The organism is Protaetiibacter sp. SSC-01, assembly GCF_014483895.1.
In the GTDB taxonomy this organism is placed as follows: Bacteria; Actinomycetota; Actinomycetes; order Actinomycetales; family Microbacteriaceae; genus Homoserinibacter.
Window position 1 is genome coordinate 2,448,212 of sequence record NZ_CP059987.1, and the last position, 20,708, is coordinate 2,468,919.

Here is a 20,708-nt window from a genome sequence, read left to right on the forward strand (position 1 = left end):
CGGCACGGCAACGGGGAGACCGGCATGGCCGGCCTCCCCGTGCCGTGTTGCGAGGAAGTGGGTTACTGCGGGGTCGCCGGGGACTCGACCTTGATCTCGCCCGCGATGATCTTCGCCTTCAGGTCCTCGAGGGTCGCGCCGAGGTCGGCGGGAACCTTGGACTCCCAGTCGTGGAACGGGGCGATTCCGACGCCGCCGTTCTCGAGCGTGCCCACGTAGGGCGTGATGTCGAACTTGCCACCCGCAGCGGCGACCACGGTGTCGTGGACACCCGCGTCGACGCCCTTCATGACGGAGGTCAGGAGGAGGTCGGCCACGTCGGGGTCGGTGTTGTACACGTCGGCGTCGACGCCGATGAGGGCGATGTCGCCGCCCTTCTCACGGATGGCCTCGCCGGCGCTCTGGTAGATCGGGCCGCCGACCGGGAGGAGCACGTCGGCACCCTGGTCGAGCAGGTTCTGCGCCGCGGTCTTGGCCTCGACGCCCGCAGCGAAGCCGCCGGTGAACGAGCCGGTCTGCGACGCCTTGTCCCAACCGATCGCCTTGACGGACGCGCCGTTCTGCTCGTTGTAGTAGGCGACGCCGTCGACGAAGCCGTCCATGAAGATCGTCACGGGGTTGATCTGGATGCCGCCGAAGGTGCCGACGACGCCGGTCTTCGAGGTGGCGGCCGCCGCGTAGCCGGCGAGGAACGCCGCCTCTGCCGTGTTGAAGAGGATCGGCTTGCCGTTCTCCGTGTCGTTCTTGCCGTCGAAGTCACCGTCGAGCGAGTCGTCGACGATGGCGAACTCGACGTCGGGGTTCTCCTGCGCGGCCGTGATGGTCGCAGCGGACAGCAGGAAGCCGACCGTGACGATCATGTTGCAGCCCTCGCCGAGGAGGCTCTCGATGTTGGGGGCGAAGTCGTCCTCGGAGGCCGACTCGACGGTCTTGGTCTGGATGCCGAGCTCCTCGCCGGCGGCCTCGAGGCCCTCCTTGCCGAGCTGGTTGAACGACTTGTCGTCGAACCCGCCCGAGTCGGAGACCATGCAGGCGAGGAAGTCGGATGCGCCGGACTCGTCCGGCGTCTCCTCGGGCGCCGAAGCGCAGCCGCTGAGCACGAGGGCGCTCGCGCCGAGGATGGCGAGACCGGAGAGGCCGGCCTTGCGGGTCGTGATTGTCACTGTGTCCTCCAAGAAGTCGCCGGGCAGGATGACCGGCGGATCGCGATACACGTTACCTTCTGTGACGCACGCCGAGGACTGAGCATCGGCGCTCGCAACAGAAGAGTTACACAGCCCCCCACCCCCGGAAACAGTCAGGAAATGTTTGTGCTCAGATGAGCACTTCCGCCCGAGGGAGACGTCTTCAGGAGCGCCCCGAACCGGGTACGGCTACCACCCGAAGAGGGGTATGGCCCCTAGAGGACGTCGTCGCGGCCGGACAGCTTGAGGGCGTCCACGACGCTCTTGACGCGCTGCGCGTTCGCGGTCGTCGTGACGAGGAGCGCGTCGGCGGTGTCGACCACGACGATGTCGTGCACGCCGATGAGCGAGATGATGCGGTCCGACTGGCTCACGACGATGCCGCTCGACGCATCCGCGAGCACGCGCGCGTTCTCGCCGAGGATCGAGAGGTCGCTCGCCCGGCCCGCCGACTTGAGCTTCGCGACCGACGCGAAGTCGCCCACGTCGTCCCAGTCGAAGCGGCCAGGGATGACGGCGAGGCCTCCAGCGGCAGCGGCCGGCTCGGCGACGGCGTAGTCGATCGCGATGCGACGCAGGCCCGGCCAGAGGCGGTCGACCGCGGGGCCGCGGGTGGCGGCGTCGTCCCACGCGGCGGCGAGCTCCTCGATCTGGGCGAGCAGCTGGGCGTCGAACTCGCCGAGACGCTCGAGCAGCCGGTCGGCGCGCGCGATGAACATGCCCGCGTTCCACAGGTGCCGACCGTCGGCGAGGTACCGGGCGGCGGTGGCGGCATCCGGCTTCTCCACGAAGCTGCGCACGAGGAGGGCGTCGGGGGCGCCGTCGATCTCGGCGCCGTCGGAGCACTCGATGTAGCCGAAGCCGATCGCCGGCTCGGTGGGCTGGATGCCGATCGTGACGATGTAGCCGGCGTCGGCCGCGACGACGGCCTGCTCGACGGTGGCGCGGAAGGCGTCCTCGTCCTGGATGACGTGGTCGGCCGCGAAGGAGCCGACGATGACGTCGGGCTCGCGGCGGCGCAGGATGGCGGCGGCCAACGCGATCGCGACGGTCGAGTCGCGCGGCGCGGCCTCGAGCACGATGTTGCGGTCCTCGAGCTCGGGGATCTGCTCCTCGATCGCGGACCGGTGGGCGCGGCCGGTGACGATCATGACGCGCTGCGGACCGGCGAGGGGGGCGAGACGCTCCCACGTGCCGCGCACGAGCGTGCGGCCCGAGCCCGTGAGGTCGTGGAGGAACTTGGGTGCGTCGGCGCGCGAGAGGGGCCACAGGCGCGACCCGACGCCGCCCGCGGGGATGACGCCGTAGAACCGCTCGAGGGGAGTCGACATGCCACTCACCTTAGAGAGGGCGCCGCGACGATGGGACGGCAGCATCCGGGGATATCTCGATATCGAGACAAGTTAGGGCACCCTCAACTGCGAGCCCCTGGGGGCGGGCATAGACTGGAGGCCGTTCCAACGACGAGCGACTCGCGAGGGAGAACTGCCGTGACGAGCCAGGCCGCACCAGCTGAGAGCCCAGCGGCATCCATCCCCGAACCCAAGAAGCGCAAGCTGCCGGCCGGCACCCTGTACCGCGGTCGCGAGGGCATGTGGTCGTGGGTGCTCCACCGCATCACCGGCACCGCGATCTTCTTCTTCCTCCTGGTGCACATCCTCGACACCTCGCTCATCCGCATCAGCCCCGAGGCGTACGACGCCGTCATCGGCACCTACAAGACGCCGATCATGGGCCTCGGCGAGGTCGCGCTCGTCGCCGCGATCGGCCTCCACGCTCTCAACGGCCTCCGGATCATCCTCATCGACATGTTCTCGTGGGGCCCCCGGGCGCAGAAGGCGATGTTCTGGATCGCCATCGCCCTCTGGATCGTTCTGCTGGTCGGCTTCGTGCCGCGGCACCTGATGGTCGTCTTCGGAGGACACTGATGAGCACCGACAACATCGCCGCGCCGCGCAGCCCCTACCTGAGCCACCGCAAGCGCAACCGCTTCAACATCGAGAAGTGGCGCTGGATCTACATGCGCGTCTCGGGCGTCCTGCTCGTGGTGCTCATCTTCGGACACCTCTTCTACAACCTGATCTTCCCGGGCAAGGTGTCGATCCTCGACTGGGCGTTCGTCGCGGGCAAGCTCGCCGACCCGTTCTGGGTCGTGTGGGACACCCTGCTGCTGTGGCTCGCGCTCATCCACGGAGCGAACGGCATGCGCACGCTCGTCAACGACTACGCCCACGGCCGCTTCCGCAGCATCCTGCTGTGGGGCCTCGGCGGCACGACCGTCGTGCTGATCTTGCTCGGCACGCTCGTGCTGACGACCTTCGACCCCTGCCTCGGCGAGCCCACGAACGCCGAGCTGATCGCGATCTGCGCGGCCCAGTAGCCCCGCTGCCACTAGTGAGAGAGAACGTGAGCGACTTCCTGCAGTTCGAAGACGGAGACGTCATCGACGGCGTCCACTACCACCGACACGACGTCGTCATCGTCGGGGCGGGCGGTGCCGGCATGCGCGCCGCGATCGAGGCGGCACCGCGCGCCAACACCGCGGTGATCACCAAGCTCTACCCCACGCGCTCGCACACGGGCGCGGCGCAAGGCGGCATGGCCGCGGCGCTCGCGAACGTCGAAGAGGACTCGTGGGAGTGGCACACCTTCGACACCGTCAAGGGCGGCGACTACCTCGTCGACCAGGATGCGGCCGAGATCCTCGCGAAGGAGGCCATCGACGCGGTCCTCGACCTCGAGAACATGGGCCTCCCGTTCAACCGCACCCCCGAGGGCAAGATCGATCAGCGCCGCTTCGGCGGTCACACGCGCGACCACGGCAAGGCGCCCGTGCGCCGCGCCTGCTACGCGGCCGACCGCACGGGCCACATGATCCTGCAGACGCTGTTCCAGAACTGCGTCAAGCTCGGCGTCAACTTCTTCAACGAGTTCTACGCGCTCGACCTCGTCATGACCGAGGTCGACGGCGTGCAGAAGCCGTCGGGCGTCGTCGCCTACGAGCTCGCGACGGGCGAGCTCCACGTCTTCCAGGCGAAGTCGATCGTCTTCGCGACGGGCGGCTTCGGCAAGATCTACAAGACCACCTCGAACGCCCACACCCTCACGGGCGACGGCGTCGGCATCATCTGGCGCAAGGGCCTGCCTCTGGAGGACATGGAGTTCTTCCAGTTCCACCCGACCGGTCTCGCGGGCCTCGGCATCCTCCTCACGGAGGGCGCACGCGGTGAGGGCGCCATCCTGCGCAACGCCTCGGGTGAGCGCTTCATGGAGCGCTACGCGCCCACCATCAAGGACCTCGCCCCCCGCGACATCGTCTCCCGCTGCATGGTGCAGGAGGTCGCGGAGGGCCGCGGCGCCGGCCCGCACAAGGACTACGTGCTGCTCGACTGCACGCACCTGGGCGCCGAGGTACTCGAGACGAAGCTGCCCGACATCACCGAGTTCGCGCGCACCTACCTCGGCGTCGACCCGGTGTACGAGCCCGTGCCCGTCATGCCGACCGCGCACTACGCGATGGGCGGCATCCCGACCAACGTCAAGGCCGAGGTGCTGCGCGACAACGAGACCGTCGTGCCGGGCCTCTACGCCGCGGGCGAGTGCGCGTGCGTCTCGGTGCACGGCTCCAACCGCCTCGGCACCAACTCGCTCCTCGACATCAACGTCTTCGGCAAGCGCGCAGGCAACAACGCCGTCGACTACGCCGAGACGGTCGACTTCACCCCCCTCCCCGCGGATGCCGCGGCCGCCGTGCGCGAGATGGTCGACAACCTGCGCAACGCATCCGGCACCGAGCGCATCGCGGCGCTCCGCAAGGAGCTGCAGGAGGAGATGGACCGCAACGCCCAGGTGTTCCGCACCGACGAGTCACTCGCGAAGGTCACCGAGACGATCCACCAGCTGCGCGAGCGCTACAAGAACGTCTCCATCCAGGACAAGGGCAACCGGTTCAACACCGACCTGCTCGAGGCGATCGAGCTGGGCTTCCTGCTCGACCTCGCCGAGGTCGTCGTGTTCTCGGCGAAGAACCGCAAGGAGAGCCGCGGCGGTCACATGCGCGACGACTACCCGAAGCGCGACGACGAGACCTACATGAAGCACACGATGGCCTACCTGACGGGCGACCCGCACTCGGCGAACGCCGCCGACCACATCACGCTCGACTGGAAGCCGGTCGTGATCACCAATTACCAGCCCATGGAGAGGAAGTACTGATGGCCGGCGCAGCCACCCTCGAGGCGGTCGACAACACGCCCAAGGCCGAGGCGCCCGTCCAGGCCTTCACGGTCACCCTCATCATCCGGCGCTTCGACCCGGAGAAGGATGCCGAGCCGTACTGGCAGGACTTCGACGTCGAGCTCTTCGCGACCGACCGCGTGCTCGACGCGCTTCACAAGATCAAGTGGGAGATGGACGGCTCGCTCACGTTCCGTCGTTCGTGCGCCCACGGCATCTGCGGCTCGGATGCCATGCGCATCAACGGCCGCAACCGCCTCGCGTGCAAGACCCTCATCAAGGACCTCGACATCTCGAAGCCGATCTACGTCGAGGCGATCAAGGGCCTCCCGCTCGAGAAGGACCTCATCGTCGACATGGAGCCGTTCTTCGCCTCCTACCGTGAGATCCAGCCCTTCCTCATCGCGAGCGACAAGCCCGAGAAGGAGCGCATCCAGTCGGTCGCGCAGCGCGAGCGCTTCGACGACACGACCAAGTGCATCCTGTGCGCCGCGTGCACCTCGAGCTGCCCCGTGTTCTGGACCGACGGGCAGTACTTCGGCCCCGCCGCGATCGTCAACGCGCACCGCTTCATCTTCGACTCGCGTGACGAGGCCGCGAACGTGCGCCTCGACATCCTCAACGACAAGGAGGGCGTGTGGCGCTGCCGCACGACCTTCAACTGCTCGGAGGCGTGCCCCCGTGGCATCGAGGTGACGAAGGCGATCGCCGAGGTCAAGGCCGCCGTGCTGCGCGGCAAGCCCGACATCCCGAAGGCGTAGTCAAGCCCCTCCCCCGTGCGCCTCACGCCGATAGCGTGGGGTGATGGCCGACGAGTCCCCGGAATCCGCGGAGTCCCAGGAGTCCGCGGAGAAGAAGAGCCCGCCCGCGTCCATCGCGTGGGTGCAGCGCGTCGTCGCGTGGGTCATGGCGCTCAAACCCGTGCGCGTGTTCCAGGACTACGCGGCGCACCGCGGTCCGCTGCTCGCGGCGGGCCTGTCGAACCAGGCGATCTTCGCGGTGTTCGCGGCGATCTGGGTGGCGTTCTCGGTCTTCGGGCTCATCGTCGCATCCCAGCCCGACCTCCAGGCGGCGCTCCTCCAGCTCATGGCGGATGCCGTGCCCGGCCTCATCGACACGGGCGACGGCGACGGCGCGATCGACCCCGCCGACCTCGTCGACACGACGGTGCTCGGGTGGACGGGCGCGATCGCCCTCGCGGGCCTGTTCTTCACCGCGCTCGGTTGGCTCGCATCCGCTCGGGACGCCGTGCGCCTGCTCGGCGACCTGCCCGCGCCGACCACGAACTTCCTGCTGCTCAAGCTCAAGGACCTGGGCCTCGCGATCGGTTTCGGCATCCTGCTGCTCGTCTCCGCGGGTCTCTCGGTGCTCTCCTCGCAGGCGCTCGAGGGCCTCATGGATCTCGTCGGCATCCGCGACCACGCCGTCGCCGCGATCTCGGCGCGTGTGCTGTCGATCGTGCTCATGTTCGTGCTCGACGCGGTCGTGCTGGGCGCGTTCTACCGTGTGCTCGCGGGCGTGCACATCCCCATGCGTTTCCTCGCGCAGGGCGCGCTGCTCGGCGCCGCGGCGCTCGGCGTGCTCAAGGTGCTCGGCACGGCGCTCCTCGGCGGGGCGACCAACAACCCGCTGCTCGCGGGCTTCGCGGTCATCATCGGTCTGCTCATCTGGTTCACCCTCATCTGCCAGGTGATCCTCGTGGCGGCGTGCTGGGTGTTCGTGTCGATGGCGGATGCGGGGGTGCCTCTCGACCCGGCCCTCGCGGCCGAGCGGGAAGCCGAGGAGGAGCGCGAGCGGGAACGGATGCGCGAGCAGCTGCGCGCGGAGCTCGCCGCCGAGCGCCGCCCGTTCTGGAAGCGGCTGTTCGGGCGCGGCTGACGGCGTGGCCCGCGACCCGGTCGGAGGCCCGGCACAGGTGAGGGTCGGGGGCGCTCGTTAGAGTTGAAGGCGTGTCCCGTCCCCTCCGCATCGCGACTGTCAACGTCAACGGCGTGCGCGCCGCCTTTCGCAAGGGGATGGGCGAGTGGCTCGCCCCGCGCGGCATCGACATCCTCGCTCTCCAGGAGGTGCGTGCCGAGACCGACGACCTCACGGCACTGCTCGGCGACGAGTGGGACGTGCTGCACGACCCCGCCACGGCGAAGGGGCGCGCGGGCGTGGCGATCGCGAGCCGCCGCAAGGCCGAGATCCACCGCGTGACCTTCGGACCCGACGACTTCGACTCCGCCGGTCGCTGGCTCGAGGCGGACTACGACGTCGACGGCACGATCGTCACCGTCGTCTCCTGCTACGTGAACTCGGGCGAGGCCGACACCCCCAAGCAGGTCGAGAAGTACAAGTTCCTCGACGCGATGGCCGAGCGCCTGCCGAAGCTCGCCGAGCACAACCCGCTCGCGCTCGTCGTGGGCGATCTCAACGTCGGCCACCGCACGCTCGACATCAAGAACTGGAAGGGCAACGTGAAGCGCGCGGGCTTCCTGCCCGAGGAGCGCGCCTACTTCGACCGGTTCGTGGGCGCCGAGGGCGAGGACGGCTACAACGCCGGCGCGGGGTTCGGCTGGGTCGACGTGGGCCGCCGCTTCGCGGGCGAGGTGCCCGGCCCGTACACGTGGTGGTCGCAGCGCGGTAAGGCGTTCGACACCGACACCGGCTGGCGCATCGACTACCACCTCGCGACGAAGGCCCTCGCCGACACGGCCGTCTCGTACACGGTCGACCGCGCGGCCGCCTACGACGAGCGATGGTCCGACCACGCCCCCGTCGTCGTCGACTATGCGATCTGAAAGATCGCAGGTTGAGTAGCCTGCGCAGCAGGCGTGTCGAAACCCAGCTCTGAATACTCCGCTGGTTGAGTAGCAGCCGCCGGCTGCGTGTCGAAGCCAGCCCACGAAGGACTCCGAAATGACCAAGCCCCGCCTGTTCTCGGGCATGCAGCCCTCCGCCGACTCGCTCCACGCGGGCAACTACATCGGAGCGCTCCTGCAGTGGAAGCAGCTGCAGCGCGACTACGACGCCGTCTTCTGCGTCGTCGACCTGCACGCGATCACCGTGCCGCAGGACCCGGCCACCCTGCGCGAGAAGACCCGCCGCACGGCCGCGCAGTATATCGCCGCCGGCATCGACCCCTCCGCCTCGACGCTCTACGTGCAGTCGCACGTGCCGGCGCACGCGCAGCTCGCCTGGGTGCTCAACACGATCACGGGCATGGGCGAGGCGAGCCGCATGACCCAGTTCAAGGACAAGACGGCGAAGCAGGGTGTCGAGTCGGCATCCGTCGGCCTCTTCACGTACCCGATCCTGCAGGCGGCCGACATCCTGCTGTACGACGCGCAGATCGTGCCCGTCGGCGAGGACCAGCGCCAGCACATCGAGCTCACGCGCGACCTCGCGCAGCGCTTCAACAGCCGTTTCGGCGACACGTTCGTCATCCCCGAGGCGTCGATCCTCAAGGAGACGGCGAAGGTCTACGACCTGCAGAACCCGGGCTCGAAGATGTCGAAGTCGGGTGAGACCGAGAACGGCATCCTGTGGCTGCTCGACGAGCCGAACCGGCTCGTGAAGAAGATCAAGTCGGCGGTGACCGACAACGACGGCTCGGTGCACTACGACCCCGAGGGCAAGCCCGGCGTCTCGAACCTGCTGACGCTGCTCTCGGTGCTGAGCGGCACGGCGATCGAGACGCTCGAGCACGAGTTCGCGGGTCGCGGCTACGGCGACCTCAAGGGCGCCGTCGCGGATGCCGTGGTCGCCGAGTTCGGTCCGGTGCGCGAGCGGGCGCTCGAGCTGCTCGCCGACCCCGCCGAGCTCGACCGCGTGCTCGCGGCGAACGCCGACCGCGCGAACGCGATCGCCGAGGCTACCCTCGCCCGCGTGTACGACGCGGTCGGCTTCCTCTCCCGCCGCTCGTAGGGTGTCGGGGATGGAGCCCGTCGTGCTGCGCACCGAGCGCCTCGTGCTCTCGGTGCCGACCGACGACGACATCGACACCATCGTCGAGCTCTGCCAGGACGAGCTCATGCTCGACACGCTCGCCTCGCTTCCCTGGCCGTACACGCGCGCCGACGCGGAGTTCTTCGTGCGCGAGGTCGTGGCGGCCGGCTGGGAGCACGGCCTCGGCCTCGGCACCGTGTGGGGCATGCGGGAGCGGGAAGGCGGACCGCTTCTCGGCACGGTCGGCTGGAACGCCGAGCGGGCGGAGATCGGGTACTGGATGGGGGCGCCGTCTCGCGGCCGCGGCTACATGACCGAGGCGGTGCGCGCCGTCTGCGCGTGGGTGTTCGCGGAGCTCGGCGTCGAGCGCATCGGCTGGGAGGCGGTCGCGGGCAACGCTGCATCGGCTCGCGTCGCGCGGGCCGCGGGGTTCCGCTACGACGGCGAAGGGCCGTCGAACATCGCGTTCCGCGACGGATCGCACCCGCACAGCCGTCACGGGCACCTGCTCGCGACCGACGACGGCGCGCCGAAGCCGGGGTGGCCGCTGTGAGCGGGGGCGGCATCCGCGCGGTGCTCTTCGACCTCGACGACACGCTCTTCGCCCACCGCGAGTCGGTCGAGACCGGCATCCACGCCTACCGGGCGGCGCTCGGCGGGGCGCTCGCGCAGGGCGAGCCCGCGGCGGAGTTCGCCCGCTGGAACGCGCTCGAGGAGGAGCACTACCACCGCTACCTCGCGGGCGAGGTCGACTTCCGCGAGCAGCGGCGGGCGCGGGCGCGGGGCTTCGTCGCCCCGTACGGCATCGAGCTCGACGACGGGGCCGCCGAGGCGTGGTTCGAGACGTACCTCGTGCACTACGAGACGAGCTGGCGGCTGCACGACGACGTCGGCGACTGCATCGCGGCGATCGCGCCGCGCGCCCTCGGCATCATCACGAACGGCGAGCTCGCGTTCCAGACCGCGAAGATCCTCGGCACGGGGCTCGAGGCGCTCATCCCGCTCGAGAACGTCGTCGCGAGCGGCGAGGTCGGCGTGGCGAAGCCGGATGCGCGCATCTTCGAGCTCGCGGCGGATCACCTCGGTGTGACGACCGCCGAGGCCTGCTACGTGGGCGACCGCCTGCACACGGATGCGATCGGCGCGGCCCGCGCGGGCATGCTCGGCGTGCTCATCGATCGCCGCGGCGTCGCGACGGCGGAGCAGCTGGCCGAGGCCGCCGCGGAGGGCGTGCACGTCATCCGCTCGCTCGACGAGCTGCCGGCGCTGCTGGGCTGAGTGGTCGCTTCTCGGCCTCAAATAGCCCGGATAGGGCCAGAAACCGACCAGTCAGGGGACGGAGGGTCACGCGGCGCAACGGGAATACACGGGCGGAGGGGGCGTTGTAGACTCCGAACGAAGCAAGTGCTCCGGGGGCGGTGGAATTCCGCACCGGCGGTTACAGTCCGCGAACCCCGTTCCGAGAGGGACGGGGCCGATCCGGTGGAATTCCGGAACCGACGGTCAGAGTCCGGATGAGAGGAAGCACGCGCCGAGGCATCCGTCTTTTCGCGGAGCGCGGCGCCGCGACCCACGTCGTGCATCCCCGGACAGGACCGGAAGGGATGCGATGGCCGCCACCGCCTACGACGCCGCCATGCGCCGCGCCCTCGACCTCGCCGCGCGCGGGCCGGTCACGGGCGGCAACCCGCAGGTCGGCTGCGTGCTGCTCGACGCATCCGGAGCCGTCGTCGCCGAGGGTTGGCACCGCGGCGCCGGCACCCCGCACGCCGAGGTCGACGCCCTCTCGCGCGTCGCCGACGCCCGCGGCCTCACCGCCGTCGTCACCCTCGAGCCGTGCAACCACACCGGCCGCACGGGCCCCTGCAGCGAGGCCCTCATCGCCGCCGGTGTCTCACGCGTCGTCTACGCCGTGAGCGACCCCGGTCACGAGTCGTCGGGCGGCGCCGAGCGCCTGCACGAGGCGGGCATCGAGGTCGTGCCCGGCGTGCTCGCCGACGAGGTCGCCGCGTTCCTGCACATCTGGCTGACCGTCGCCGCTCGCGGGCGCCCCTGGGTGACCGTCAAGTGGGCCTCGACCCTCGACGGTCGCGCCGCCGCGTCCGACGGCACGAGCCAGTGGATCACCGGCACCGCCGCCCGCCAGCGCGTGCACGAGCAGCGCGCCGCATCCGACGCCATCCTCGTCGGCAGCGGCACCGTGCTCGCCGACGACCCCGCCCTCACGGCGCGCGGCGACGCGGGCGAGCTGCTCGGGCACCAGCCGCTGCCCGTCGTCGTGGGCGAGCGCCCCGTGCCCGCGGATGCCGCCCTCCGCCGCCACCCGGCCGGCCTCGTCGAGACCGGCACCCGCGACCTCGGTCGCATCCTCGCCGAGCTGCACGAGCGCGGCGTCGGCCGTGTCTACGTCGAGGGCGGGCCGACGCTCGCGTCCGCCGTCATCGCCGCGGGCCTCGCCGACGAGTACGCCGTCTACCTCGCGCCCGCCCTGCTGGGCGGCGAGCGTCTCGCGGTGGGCGACCTCGGCATCCGCACGATCTCCGAGGCGCGACGCCTCACGATCACGAGCGTCGAGCAGCTCGGAGAGGACCTGCTCGTCATGGCGCGACCCGAGAGAAGGAGCTGACATGTTCACCGGCATCATCGAGGAGGTCGGCGAGGTTCTCGCATGGGAGCCCGTCGGCGACGCCGCGCGCATCACCGTGCGCGCCCCGCTCGCCGTCTCCGACGCGAAGCACGGCGACTCGATCTCGGTGTCGGGCGTGTGCCTCACCGTCGTCGACCAGGGCGACGACTGGTTCACGGCCGACGTCATGGGCGTCTCGATCGACGTCACCACGATCGGCGAGCGCCGCCCCGGCGACCGTGTCAACCTCGAGCGCGCCGCCGCCGTCGGCGACCGCCTCGGCGGCCACATCGTGCAGGGCCACGTCGACGGCACGGCGACGGTGCTCTCGATGGAGGACGGATCGGGCTGGCGCGTCGTGCGCTTCACGCTCGCCCCGGAGCTGGCCCCGCTCGTGACCCGCAAGGGCTCGATCGCGATCGACGGCACCTCGCTCACCGTGAGCGCGGTCTCGGACGCGACGGCGCCCGAGCAGTGGTTCGAGGTGTCGCTCATCCCCGAGACCCTCGAGGCGACGACGCACGGCGCGCTCGCGCCGGGCGACCGGGTCAACATCGAGACCGACATCCTGGCGCGGCACGTGGAGCGGATGCTCCAGATGGGAGTGAACCGATGAGCCTGAGCGACATCCCCACGGCGCTGAAGGCGCTGCGGGAGGGACGGCCCGTCATCGTGGCCGACGACGAGGGACGCGAGAATGAGGGCGACGTCGTGCTCGCGGCCGCGACCGCGAGCCAGGAGTGGATCGCGTGGGCGGTCAAGCACTCGTCGGGCTTCATCTGCGCGCCCATGACGAACGAGATCGCCGACCGGCTGAACCTGCCGCCCATGGTCGCGCACAACGAGGACCCGCGCGGCACCGCCTACACGGTGTCCGTCGACGCGGCCGACCGCCTCTCAACGGGAATCTCGGCATCCGACCGTGCCCACACGCTGCGCGTGCTCGCCGACCCCGCGTCGACGCCCGCGAGCCTGCACCGCCCGGGTCATGTCATGCCGCTGCGCGCCGTCGACGGCGGCGTGCGCGAGCGCGACGGGCACACGGAGGCATCCGTCGACCTCATGAAGCTCGCGGGCCTCACGCCCGTCGCGGCGATCGTCGAGATCGTCGACGAGGACGGCGAGATGATGCGCCTGCCGAACCTGCTGCGCCTCGGCGAGCGCGAGAACGTGCCCGTCATCACGATCGAGGCCCTCATCCGCTTCATGGAGGAGCGCCGCTGCGAGGCCGACCCGAAGGCCGAGGTCACGGTGCCCGAGTGGCAGCGCGTGAGCTTCGAGGTCGAGACCAACGTCCCCACCGCGCACGGCACCTTCCGCGTGCGCGCCTACCGCGACCGCTCGACGGGCGCCGACCACGTCGCGTGGATCGCCGGCGAGCCCCGCGACGGCGCGCTCGTGCGCGTGCACTCGGAGTGCCTCACGGGCGAGGCGTTCGGCTCGCTCAAGTGCGAGTGCGGACCGCAGCTGCAGTCGGCGCTCGACACCATCCGCGAGGAGGGCGGCGTCGTCGTCTACCTGCGCGGCCAGGAGGGGCGCGGCATCGGGCTCATCAACAAACTGCGCGCCTACCGCCTCCAGGAGGAGGGCTTCGACACCCTCGACGCGAACCTCGCGCTCGGCCTGCCCGGCGACGCACGCGACTACGGTGCCGCGGTCGGCATCCTCAAGGACCTCGGCATCTCGCGCGTGCGGCTGCTGAGCAACAACCCCGAGAAGGCCCGGCAGCTCGTCGAGCGCGGCGTCGAGGTCGACGCGCTCGTGCCGCTCGTCGTGGGCGTGGGCGAGTTCAACGAGGGCTACCTCGACGCGAAGCGCGACCGGATGGGGCACGCGCTCCCCAGCCACCAGGAGCTGGTGGCCGACCTGACGAAGGGACTCAGCGAATGAGCGGCGAAGGCCGACCCACCCTGCTCGACATCGACGGCACGGGCCTCCGCATCGCGGTGGTCGCCGGCACGTGGCACGAGCGCATCATGGAGGGCCTGCTCACGGGCGCCCTCCGCACGCTCGAGCAGTCGGGCGCCCACGTCGAGGTGCTGCGCGTGCCGGGCAGCTTCGAGCTGCCGGTCGTCGCGAAGGCGGCGCTCGAGGCGGGAGCGGATGGCGTGGTGGCGCTCGGCGTGATCATCCGCGGCGGCACGCCCCACTTCGAGTTCGTCTCGAACGCTGCGACCGACGGGCTCACGCGCGTCGCGATCGACACCGGCAAGCCCGTCGGCTTCGGCGTGCTGACCCTCGACGACGAGCAGCAGGGCATCGACCGCGCGGGCTTCCCCGGGTCGAAGGAGGACAAGGGCCGGGAGGCGGCGGAGGCCGTGCTCGCGACCGCCCGCGTCCTCGCGCGCGTGCGCCGCGGCTGAGCCCGCTCGTGCGCCGGGAGTGACCGGGGGCGGACCGAGCGGTCCACCGGTGGGAGAATCGTTCCCATGAGCAGCGCACCGGCCCCCGCATCCGCTCCCGCCAATCCGCGTTCACGCGTCGTCGTGGCGAGCCTCATCGGCACGACGATCGAGTTCTACGACTTCTACGTGTACGCGACGGCGGCGGTGCTCGTGTTCCCGCACCTGTTCTTCCCGACGGGCGACGAGACGGTGGCCCTGCTGTCGTCGTTCGCGATCTTCGGGGCGGCGATGGTGGCGCGCCCGCTCGGCGCCGTGTTCTTCGGGCACCTCGGCGACAAGCGCGGGCGCAAGGTGACGCTCGTGGGCGCGCTGCTCACGATGGGCATCGCGACCTTCCTCATCGGCGTGCTGCCGACCTACGCGCTCGTCGGCTGGTTCGCGCCGCTGCTGCTCGTGATCCTGCGGCTCGCGCAGGGCTTCGCGCTCGGCGGCGAATGGTCGGGTGCCGCGCTCGTCGCGACCGAGAACGCCCCCACCGGCAAGCGCGCCTGGTACGGCACCTTCCCGCAGCTCGGCGCGCCCATCGGGTTCATCATCGCGAACGGCCTGTTCCTCATCATCGCGGCGGTGCTTCCGTCGTCCGACCCGTCGCTGCCCTCGGAGGAGTTCCTCTCGTGGGGCTGGCGCATCCCGTTCCTGTTCTCGGCGATCATGGTCGCGGTCGGCCTCTGGGTGCGGCTGCGCCTCGTCGAGTCGGCCGCGTTCACGAAGGCGTCCACCGCGGGCAAGCTCGCCAAGGTGCCGCTCGCCACCGTCTTCCGCACGCACTGGCGCGAGCTCATCCTCGGCACCTTCTACATGCTCGCGACGTACGTGCTCTTCTATCTCATGACGACGTTCTCGCTCAGCTACGGCCGCGCGGCGACGGATGCGGCGGTGCCGGGCCTCGGGTACGAGTACACGACTTTCGTGCTACTCATGATCTTCGGCGTCGTGTTCTTCGGCATCTTCACGCTCGTGTCGGGCCCCCTCGCCGACCGCTTCGGACGCCGCCCGACGCTCATCGTCATCACGGCGGCCATCATCGTGTTCGGGCTCATCTGGGTGCCGCTGCTGTCGCTCGGCCAGATCGGCGTCGTGCTGTGGCTCGTGCTCGGCTTCACCCTCATGGGCTTCACCTTCGGTCCGATGGGCGCGCTGCTGCCCGAGCTCTTCCCGACCGTGCTGCGGTATACCGGTTCGGGCATCTCGTACAACGTGTCGTCGATCCTCGGCGCCGCGGTCGCCCCGTTCATCGCCGTGTGGCTGTGGACGGTCGGCGAGGGCAGCCCCGTGTGGGTCGGCGTGTACCTCGCGGTCATGGCGACGCTCACGCTCATCGCGCTGCTGCTCGGGCGCGAGACGAAGGACGTGGAGCTCGACGACGTGGAGATCCCGGAGGCGCTGCCGTAAGGCCTGCGGGGGTCTCGATACACCCGCTTCGCGGGCACTCGACCAGCGGTCAGGCGCGCTCGAGGCGCAGGATCGGGATGCGGCGGTCGGTCGACGCGCGGTAGCCGAGCAAGGTGCGGCGCGTCATGCGGTTCGAGGTCTCGATGATCTCGGCGAATCGGCGCTCCGCCTCCTCGGGCTCGAGCTGGGTCGCGACCACGTCGATCCGCTCTCCCCCGACCTCGATGTACGCCTTGTCGGGGTTCTCGGCGAGGTTGTAGTACCAGGCCGGGTGGTAGCGCCCGCCCGCGGCGCTCGCGGTGATGAGCCAGCCGTCGCCGTCCTCCATATAGCCGACGGGGTTGGTGCGCTCGAGGCCGGTCTTGCGGCCGATGGTCGTGAGCGCGAGCACGGCGGCGCCGTTACGCGAGCCGGGCTTGCGCGGCTTGCGCGCCTGCCGCACGAGGTAGCGCGTGATGATGCCCTCGATGCCCCGGTTGGTGGGCTGCTTGGCGCCGTAGGTGCCGCTCGGGAGTGGGGTGAAGCCCATGGTGGTGGTGTCCGTTTCCGGGGCGTCGGATGCGCCCGCCGAACGGAGACTATATCCGATACCCCACCAGTGTGGCGAATTGTGCGATGCATCCGGCCCGCTCGTGTTCGATTGACATGTCAACCGAGAGAGGCATCACGTGGAATTCGCACCCCAGGACCGGCGACGCCCGAGATCACGCCCGCCGACGGCATCATCTACGCGACGCGCAGCATCACGGCGACGTTCTCGTGCCCTCCGCTCATCGTCGGCTCGATCATGTCGAAGAAGCTCGCCGTGAGCCCCGTCGCGATCGTCATGAGCATCGGCTTCGGCTCGGGCTCCACCCTCATCGAGCAGGACGAGGCCCGCGAGCTCGGTCGCATGCTCGCCGACACCGCGCAGCGCCTCGGCGTGCACGCCGCGTTCCCGCTCGCCGACTACGACTCGATCGTCGGCCGCAACATCGGCAGCCACCTCGCCGTCAAGGAGATGGTCGCGTTCCTGCGCGACCCCTCCGACCAGCCGCGCCTGCTCGAGTTCGTGCTCACGATGACGGGCGAGATGTCGCCGCGAACGCCCACGCCGTGGAGCCGAGGGGTCACTTTCCATCACCCGCACCCGCCGCCATGCGACAGGAAGTGACACCTCGATGTCAACTCGGGTTGACGCGTCGCACCTCGTCAACTACGGTTGACGCCATGGACGCCGGGCAGCTGCACACGCTCGCGGGCGACGCCGGATCCCAGGATCCGCTCGTGGCGCTGCGGGCGGTCGCGCGGATGCGGCGTGAGCTCGACCGGCACGAGGCGGCGGCCGTGCGACGCGCCCGCAACGCGGGTGCGTCGTGGCAGCTCATCGCCCTGTGCCTCGGGGTCACCAAGCAGGCCGTCCACAAGAGGTACGGGCGCGCCTGACGCGCCACCGCATCCCCCCGGAGAGACACACCATGACGAGCACCGACGCGCCCGCGCGCCGCAACCCCCTGCGCCGCAACCCCCTGCGCCGCAACCTCCTCCGCCGCACCCCCGACACGGGGCCGCGCGCGTCGTTCCGCGAGCTGCTGCCGTACCTGACGGAGCACAAGGGGCTGCTCTCGCTCGCGATCGTGCTGAGCCTCGTCGCCGCGGCGCTCTCGCTCGCCCAGCCCGCGCTCGTCAGCCAGGTCATCACCGTCGTGCAGGACGGCGGCGCAGTCGGCGCGCTCGCGTGGCTGCTCGTCGCGCTCGTCATCGCCAACGGCATCGTCGGCGCCGTGCAGCACTACCTGCTGCAGCGCGCCGGCACGAGCGTCGTGCTGTCGTCGCGCCGCGCCCTCGTGCGCCGGATGCTGCGCCTCCCCATCAGCGAGTTCGACACGCGCCGCTCGGGCGACCTCGTCTCGCGCGTCGGCAGCGACACGACGCTCCTCTACGCCGTGCTCACGCAGGGTCTCGTCGACGCCCTCGGCGGTGCCGTGGTCTTCGTCGGCGCCATCATCGGCATGGCCATCATCGACCCCGTGCTGCTCGGCGCGACCGTGCTCGTCATCGCGCTCGCGATCGGCGTCGTCGGCGGGCTCTCGGGCCGCATCCGCATCGCGAGCCGGGAGCAGCAGGAGAAGGTCGGCGAGGTCGCGGCGGGCGTGCAGCGGGCGATCTCCGCCATCCGCACCGTGCGGGCGGCCAACGCGACCGAGCGCGAGACCGAGGCGATCGAGGCGGATGCGCGCGCCGCGTGGGGAGCCGGCATCCGCGTCGCGAAGGTGTCGGCGCTCGTCGTGCCGGTCGCGTCGATCGCGATGAACGTGTCGTTCCTCGTCGTGCTCGGCCTCGGCGGCTACCGCGTCGCGTCGGGCGCGATCACGATCGCGAGCCTCGTCGCGTTCATCCTGTTCCTGTTCCTCATGATCATGCCGCTCGGGCAGGCCTTCGGCGCCGTCACCTCCGTCAACCAGGCGCTCGGCGCGCTCGGCCGCATCCAGGAGATCATGCGCATCCCCTCGGAGGACGAGGGCGACCACGCCGTCGAGACCGCGCCCGATCTCGCGACGGATGACGCCATCCGCTTCGAGGACGTGCGGTTCTCCTACCCCGAGCAGGCGCACGCGACCGAGCAGGAGAAGGTGGTCGCGTCGGAGCTCGGCGAGGACGCCGTCGAGCCGCACGACCGCGAGGTGCTGCACGGCGTCTCGTTCGGGGTGCCGCGGGGCAGCCGTGTCGCGCTCGTCGGGCCGTCGGGTGCCGGGAAGTCGACGATCCTCGCGCTCATCGAGCGCTTCTACGACCCGAACGCGGGTGTCGTGCGTGTCGACGGGGTCGACGTTCGGTCGCTCCCCCGCGAGCAGCTGCGCAGCCGCATCGGCTATGTCGAGCAGGACGCGCCCGTGCTCGCCGGCAGCATCCGCGACAACCTCACGCTCGGCACGCCCGACGCGAGCGACGAGCAGTGCGTCGAGGTGCTGCGCACCGTCAACCTCGGCGAGGTGCTCGACCGGGATCCGGCCGGCCTGGATGCGGCGGTCGGCGAGGAGGGCGTCATGCTCTCCGGCGGCGAGCGACAGCGCCTCGCGATCGCGCGGGCCCTGCTCGCGGCGCCGCCCATCCTGCTGCTCGACGAGGCGACGGCGTCGCTCGACGGCGCGAACGAGCAGCTGCTGCGCGAGGCGATCGACGCCGTGGCGGCCGAGCGCACCCTGCTCGTCATCGCGCACCGCCTGTCGACGGTCGTCGACTCGGATGCCATCGTCGTGCTCGACCACGGCCGCGTCGTCGGCGTCGGCACGCACTCGGAGCTCGTCGTCTCGACCCCGCTCTACCGCGACCTCGCGAAGCACCAGCTTCTGGTGTGACATGGCGCGGCTGGAGCCGTGACGTCACGGCGGGAGTTGTTTCTCCCGCCGTCGGGTCACGGCTCCAGCCGCGCCACGACACTCAGGACATCGGGGTGAGCGTGTACTTCGTGTCGAGGTACTCGTGGATGCCCTCGAAGCCGCCCTCGCGGCCGAGGCCCGACTGCTTGACGCCGCCGAACGGGGCCGCCGCGTTCGACACGACGCCCACGTTGAGGCCCATCATGCCGGTCTCGAGCTGGTCGATCATGCGCTGGCCGCGCGCGAGGTCGCGCGTGAACACATACGACACGAGGCCGTACTCGGTGTCGTTCGCGCGACGCACGGCATCCGCCTCGTCGGTGAAGGTGGAGATCGCGAGCACGGGCCCGAAGATCTCCTCGCGCAGGATCTCGGATCCCGGGGTCACCCCCGCCACGACGGTCGGCTCGTAGAAGGTGCCCGGCCCGTCGACCGCCTGGCCACCGGTCGTGACCTGCGCGCCCTTCGCCACGGCATCCGCGACGAGCTCGGACGCCTTCGCGACGGCCTTCCCGTCGATGAGCGGTCCGATCGAGACGCCGTCCTCGGTGCCGCGGCCGACCTTCATCGCGGCGACGCGCTCGGTGACGCGGCGGGTGAACTCGTCTGCGACATCCGCGTGCACGAGGAAGCGGTTGGCGGCCGTGCAGGCCTCGCCGATGTTGCGGAACTTCGCGAGCATCGCGGCGTCGACGGCCTTGTCGAGGTCGGCGTCCTCGAAGACGATGAACGGCGCGTTGCCGCCGAGCTCCATCGAGGTGCGCAGCACGCCCTGCGCGGCCTGCTCGAGCAGCTTGCGGCCCACCGGAGTCGAGCCCGTGAACGAGAGCTTGCGCAGGCGCGGGTCGCGGATGATGGGCTCCGACACGTCGTTCGACGTCGACGTCGTGATGACGTTGACGACGCCCGCGGGCACGCCCACCTCCTCGAGCAGCTTCGCGAAGTACAGCGTCGTGAGCGGCGTGAGGGTCGCGGGCTTCACGACGACAGTGCAGCCGGCCGCGAGGGCAGGCGCGATCTTGCGCGTCGCCATCGCGAGCGGGAAATTCCACGGCGTGATGAAGAAGCACGGCCCCACGGGGCGCTGCGTGACGATCATGCGGCCGGTGCCCTCGGGGTTCGGCCCGTAGCGGCCCGTGATGCGCGGGGCCTCCTCCGAGAACCAGCGCAGGAACTCGCCGCCGTAGGTGACCTCGCCGCGGGCCTCCGCGAGCGGTTTGCCCATCTCGAGCGTCATGAGCAGCGCGAACTCGTCGGCACGCTCCATGAGCAGCTCCCACGCAGCCCGCAGCAGCTCGCCGCGCGTGCGCGCCGGGGTGGCCGCCCACTCGGATGCCGCGGCGACGGCCGCGTCGAGGGCGCGGATGCCGTCCTCCGGGGTCGCGTCGGCGATCTTCGCGATCGTCTCACCCGTCGCCGGGTCGTTCACGTCGATCGTGCGCGAACCCGCGCCGTCGACCCACTGTCCGCCGATGTACAGCTGCGTCGGCACCTTCGCCAGCAGCTCGTTCTCCGAGATCATATGCCCATCCTCTCGCGTCCGGCGACCTGCCGTGCGCCGCATCCGCGCCCCTCG

21 protein-coding genes and 1 riboswitch are annotated in these 20,708 nt (G+C 70.5%); of the genes, 17 read left to right on the forward strand and 4 right to left on the reverse strand.

Translation table 11 applies throughout. From position 1 onward, the window contains the following. Positions 1–62: 62 nt before the first annotated feature. Positions 63–1,163, reverse strand: coding sequence for a BMP family protein (locus tag H4J02_RS11545; RefSeq protein ID WP_187674715.1), 1,101 nt, complete (start codon positions 1,161–1,163; stop codon positions 63–65). Between the two features lie 236 nt (positions 1,164–1,399). Next, positions 1,400–2,515: a mannose-1-phosphate guanylyltransferase gene (locus H4J02_RS11550; RefSeq protein WP_187674716.1), complete on the reverse strand. Its 1,116-nt coding sequence runs from the start codon at positions 2,513–2,515 to the stop codon at positions 1,400–1,402. Positions 2,516–2,776: 261 nt separating this feature from the next. Between H4J02_RS11550 and sdhC the strand changes: the two genes are divergently transcribed. From sdhC to H4J02_RS11620, 14 genes are all read left to right on the forward strand, one after another. Further along, a complete protein-coding gene (gene sdhC, locus H4J02_RS14050; protein WP_262406280.1) occupies positions 2,777–3,112 on the forward strand; it encodes a succinate dehydrogenase, cytochrome b556 subunit in 336 nt (111 codons plus the stop codon). Continuing rightward, positions 3,112–3,564, forward strand: coding sequence for a succinate dehydrogenase hydrophobic membrane anchor subunit (locus H4J02_RS11560; protein ID WP_187674718.1), 453 nt, complete (start codon positions 3,112–3,114; stop codon positions 3,562–3,564). Before sdhC ends, H4J02_RS11560 begins: the two co-directional genes overlap by 1 nt. Positions 3,565–3,590: 26 nt before the next feature. Next, positions 3,591–5,399 carry a succinate dehydrogenase flavoprotein subunit gene (gene sdhA, locus H4J02_RS11565; protein ID WP_262406063.1) on the forward strand — a complete coding sequence of 603 codons (1,809 nt, stop codon included), beginning with the start codon at positions 3,591–3,593 and terminating at the stop codon, positions 5,397–5,399. Then, on the forward strand, positions 5,399–6,181 hold the full coding sequence (locus tag H4J02_RS11570) for a succinate dehydrogenase iron-sulfur subunit (protein WP_187674719.1): 783 nt from the start codon (positions 5,399–5,401) through the stop codon (positions 6,179–6,181). Before sdhA ends, H4J02_RS11570 begins: the two co-directional genes overlap by 1 nt. 43 nt (positions 6,182–6,224) lie before the next feature. Continuing rightward, positions 6,225–7,298, forward strand: a complete 1,074-nt coding sequence (locus tag H4J02_RS11575; RefSeq protein WP_187674720.1) for a YihY/virulence factor BrkB family protein — start codon at positions 6,225–6,227, stop codon at positions 7,296–7,298. 71 nt (positions 7,299–7,369) lie between these two features. Further along, complete coding sequence (locus H4J02_RS11580; RefSeq protein ID WP_187674721.1) at positions 7,370–8,203, forward strand: exodeoxyribonuclease III; 834 nt, start codon at positions 7,370–7,372, stop codon at positions 8,201–8,203. A gap of 118 nt (positions 8,204–8,321) precedes the next feature. Next, complete coding sequence (gene trpS, locus H4J02_RS11585) at positions 8,322–9,329, forward strand: tryptophan--tRNA ligase (protein ID WP_187674722.1); 1,008 nt, start codon at positions 8,322–8,324, stop codon at positions 9,327–9,329. Positions 9,330–9,339: 10 nt separating this feature from the next. Further along, positions 9,340–9,903, forward strand: coding sequence for a GNAT family N-acetyltransferase (locus H4J02_RS11590; protein ID WP_187674723.1), 564 nt, complete (start codon positions 9,340–9,342; stop codon positions 9,901–9,903). Beyond that, complete coding sequence (locus H4J02_RS11595) at positions 9,891–10,628, forward strand: HAD family hydrolase (RefSeq protein WP_262406064.1); 738 nt, start codon at positions 9,891–9,893, stop codon at positions 10,626–10,628. The genes H4J02_RS11590 and H4J02_RS11595 overlap by 13 nt, the downstream gene beginning before the upstream one ends. 124 nt (positions 10,629–10,752) lie before the next feature. Beyond that, positions 10,753–10,880, forward strand: a riboswitch (FMN riboswitch). Positions 10,881–10,959: 79 nt separating this feature from the next. Further along, entirely contained in the window at positions 10,960–11,976 is a 1,017-nt protein-coding gene (gene ribD, locus H4J02_RS11600) for a bifunctional diaminohydroxyphosphoribosylaminopyrimidine deaminase/5-amino-6-(5-phosphoribosylamino)uracil reductase RibD (protein ID WP_187674724.1), read from the forward strand. Between the two features lies 1 nt (position 11,977). Continuing rightward, complete coding sequence (locus H4J02_RS11605) at positions 11,978–12,592, forward strand: riboflavin synthase (protein ID WP_187674725.1); 615 nt, start codon at positions 11,978–11,980, stop codon at positions 12,590–12,592. Beyond that, a complete protein-coding gene (gene ribB, locus H4J02_RS11610; RefSeq protein ID WP_187674726.1) occupies positions 12,589–13,866 on the forward strand; it encodes a 3,4-dihydroxy-2-butanone-4-phosphate synthase in 1,278 nt (425 codons plus the stop codon). The genes H4J02_RS11605 and ribB overlap by 4 nt, the downstream gene beginning before the upstream one ends. Next, positions 13,863–14,339, forward strand: coding sequence for a 6,7-dimethyl-8-ribityllumazine synthase (ribH, locus tag H4J02_RS11615; RefSeq protein ID WP_187674727.1), 477 nt, complete (start codon positions 13,863–13,865; stop codon positions 14,337–14,339). Before ribB ends, ribH begins: the two co-directional genes overlap by 4 nt. Before the next feature lie 66 nt (positions 14,340–14,405). After that, positions 14,406–15,773 (forward strand): MFS transporter, encoded by a 1,368-nt coding sequence (locus H4J02_RS11620; RefSeq protein ID WP_187674728.1) that lies wholly within the window; start codon positions 14,406–14,408, stop codon positions 15,771–15,773. 49 nt (positions 15,774–15,822) lie between these two features. On the opposite strand, the gene H4J02_RS11625 is transcribed toward H4J02_RS11620, so the two are convergent. Further along, positions 15,823–16,302 carry a nitroreductase/quinone reductase family protein gene (locus H4J02_RS11625; protein WP_187674729.1) on the reverse strand — a complete coding sequence of 160 codons (480 nt, stop codon included), beginning with the start codon at positions 16,300–16,302 and terminating at the stop codon, positions 15,823–15,825. 276 nt (positions 16,303–16,578) lie between these two features. Between H4J02_RS11625 and H4J02_RS11630 the strand changes: the two genes are divergently transcribed. The 3 genes from H4J02_RS11630 to H4J02_RS11640 are packed head-to-tail and all read left to right on the forward strand — an operon-like array spanning position 16,579 to position 19,111. Next, the gene (locus H4J02_RS11630; RefSeq protein ID WP_187674730.1) at positions 16,579–16,926 is read left to right on the forward strand and encodes a hypothetical protein; all 348 of its coding nucleotides are present in this window, start codon (positions 16,579–16,581) and stop codon (positions 16,924–16,926) included. A gap of 56 nt (positions 16,927–16,982) precedes the next feature. Next, positions 16,983–17,198 carry a hypothetical protein gene (locus H4J02_RS11635; RefSeq protein WP_187674731.1) on the forward strand — a complete coding sequence of 72 codons (216 nt, stop codon included), beginning with the start codon at positions 16,983–16,985 and terminating at the stop codon, positions 17,196–17,198. 32 nt (positions 17,199–17,230) lie between these two features. Beyond that, positions 17,231–19,111 carry an ABC transporter ATP-binding protein gene (locus H4J02_RS11640; RefSeq protein ID WP_187674732.1) on the forward strand — a complete coding sequence of 627 codons (1,881 nt, stop codon included), beginning with the start codon at positions 17,231–17,233 and terminating at the stop codon, positions 19,109–19,111. 82 nt (positions 19,112–19,193) lie between these two features. Here H4J02_RS11640 and H4J02_RS11645 read toward each other — a convergent pair whose 3' ends face one another. After that, on the reverse strand, positions 19,194–20,654 hold the full coding sequence (locus H4J02_RS11645) for an NAD-dependent succinate-semialdehyde dehydrogenase (protein ID WP_187674733.1): 1,461 nt from the start codon (positions 20,652–20,654) through the stop codon (positions 19,194–19,196). Positions 20,655–20,708: the final 54 nt, after the last annotated feature.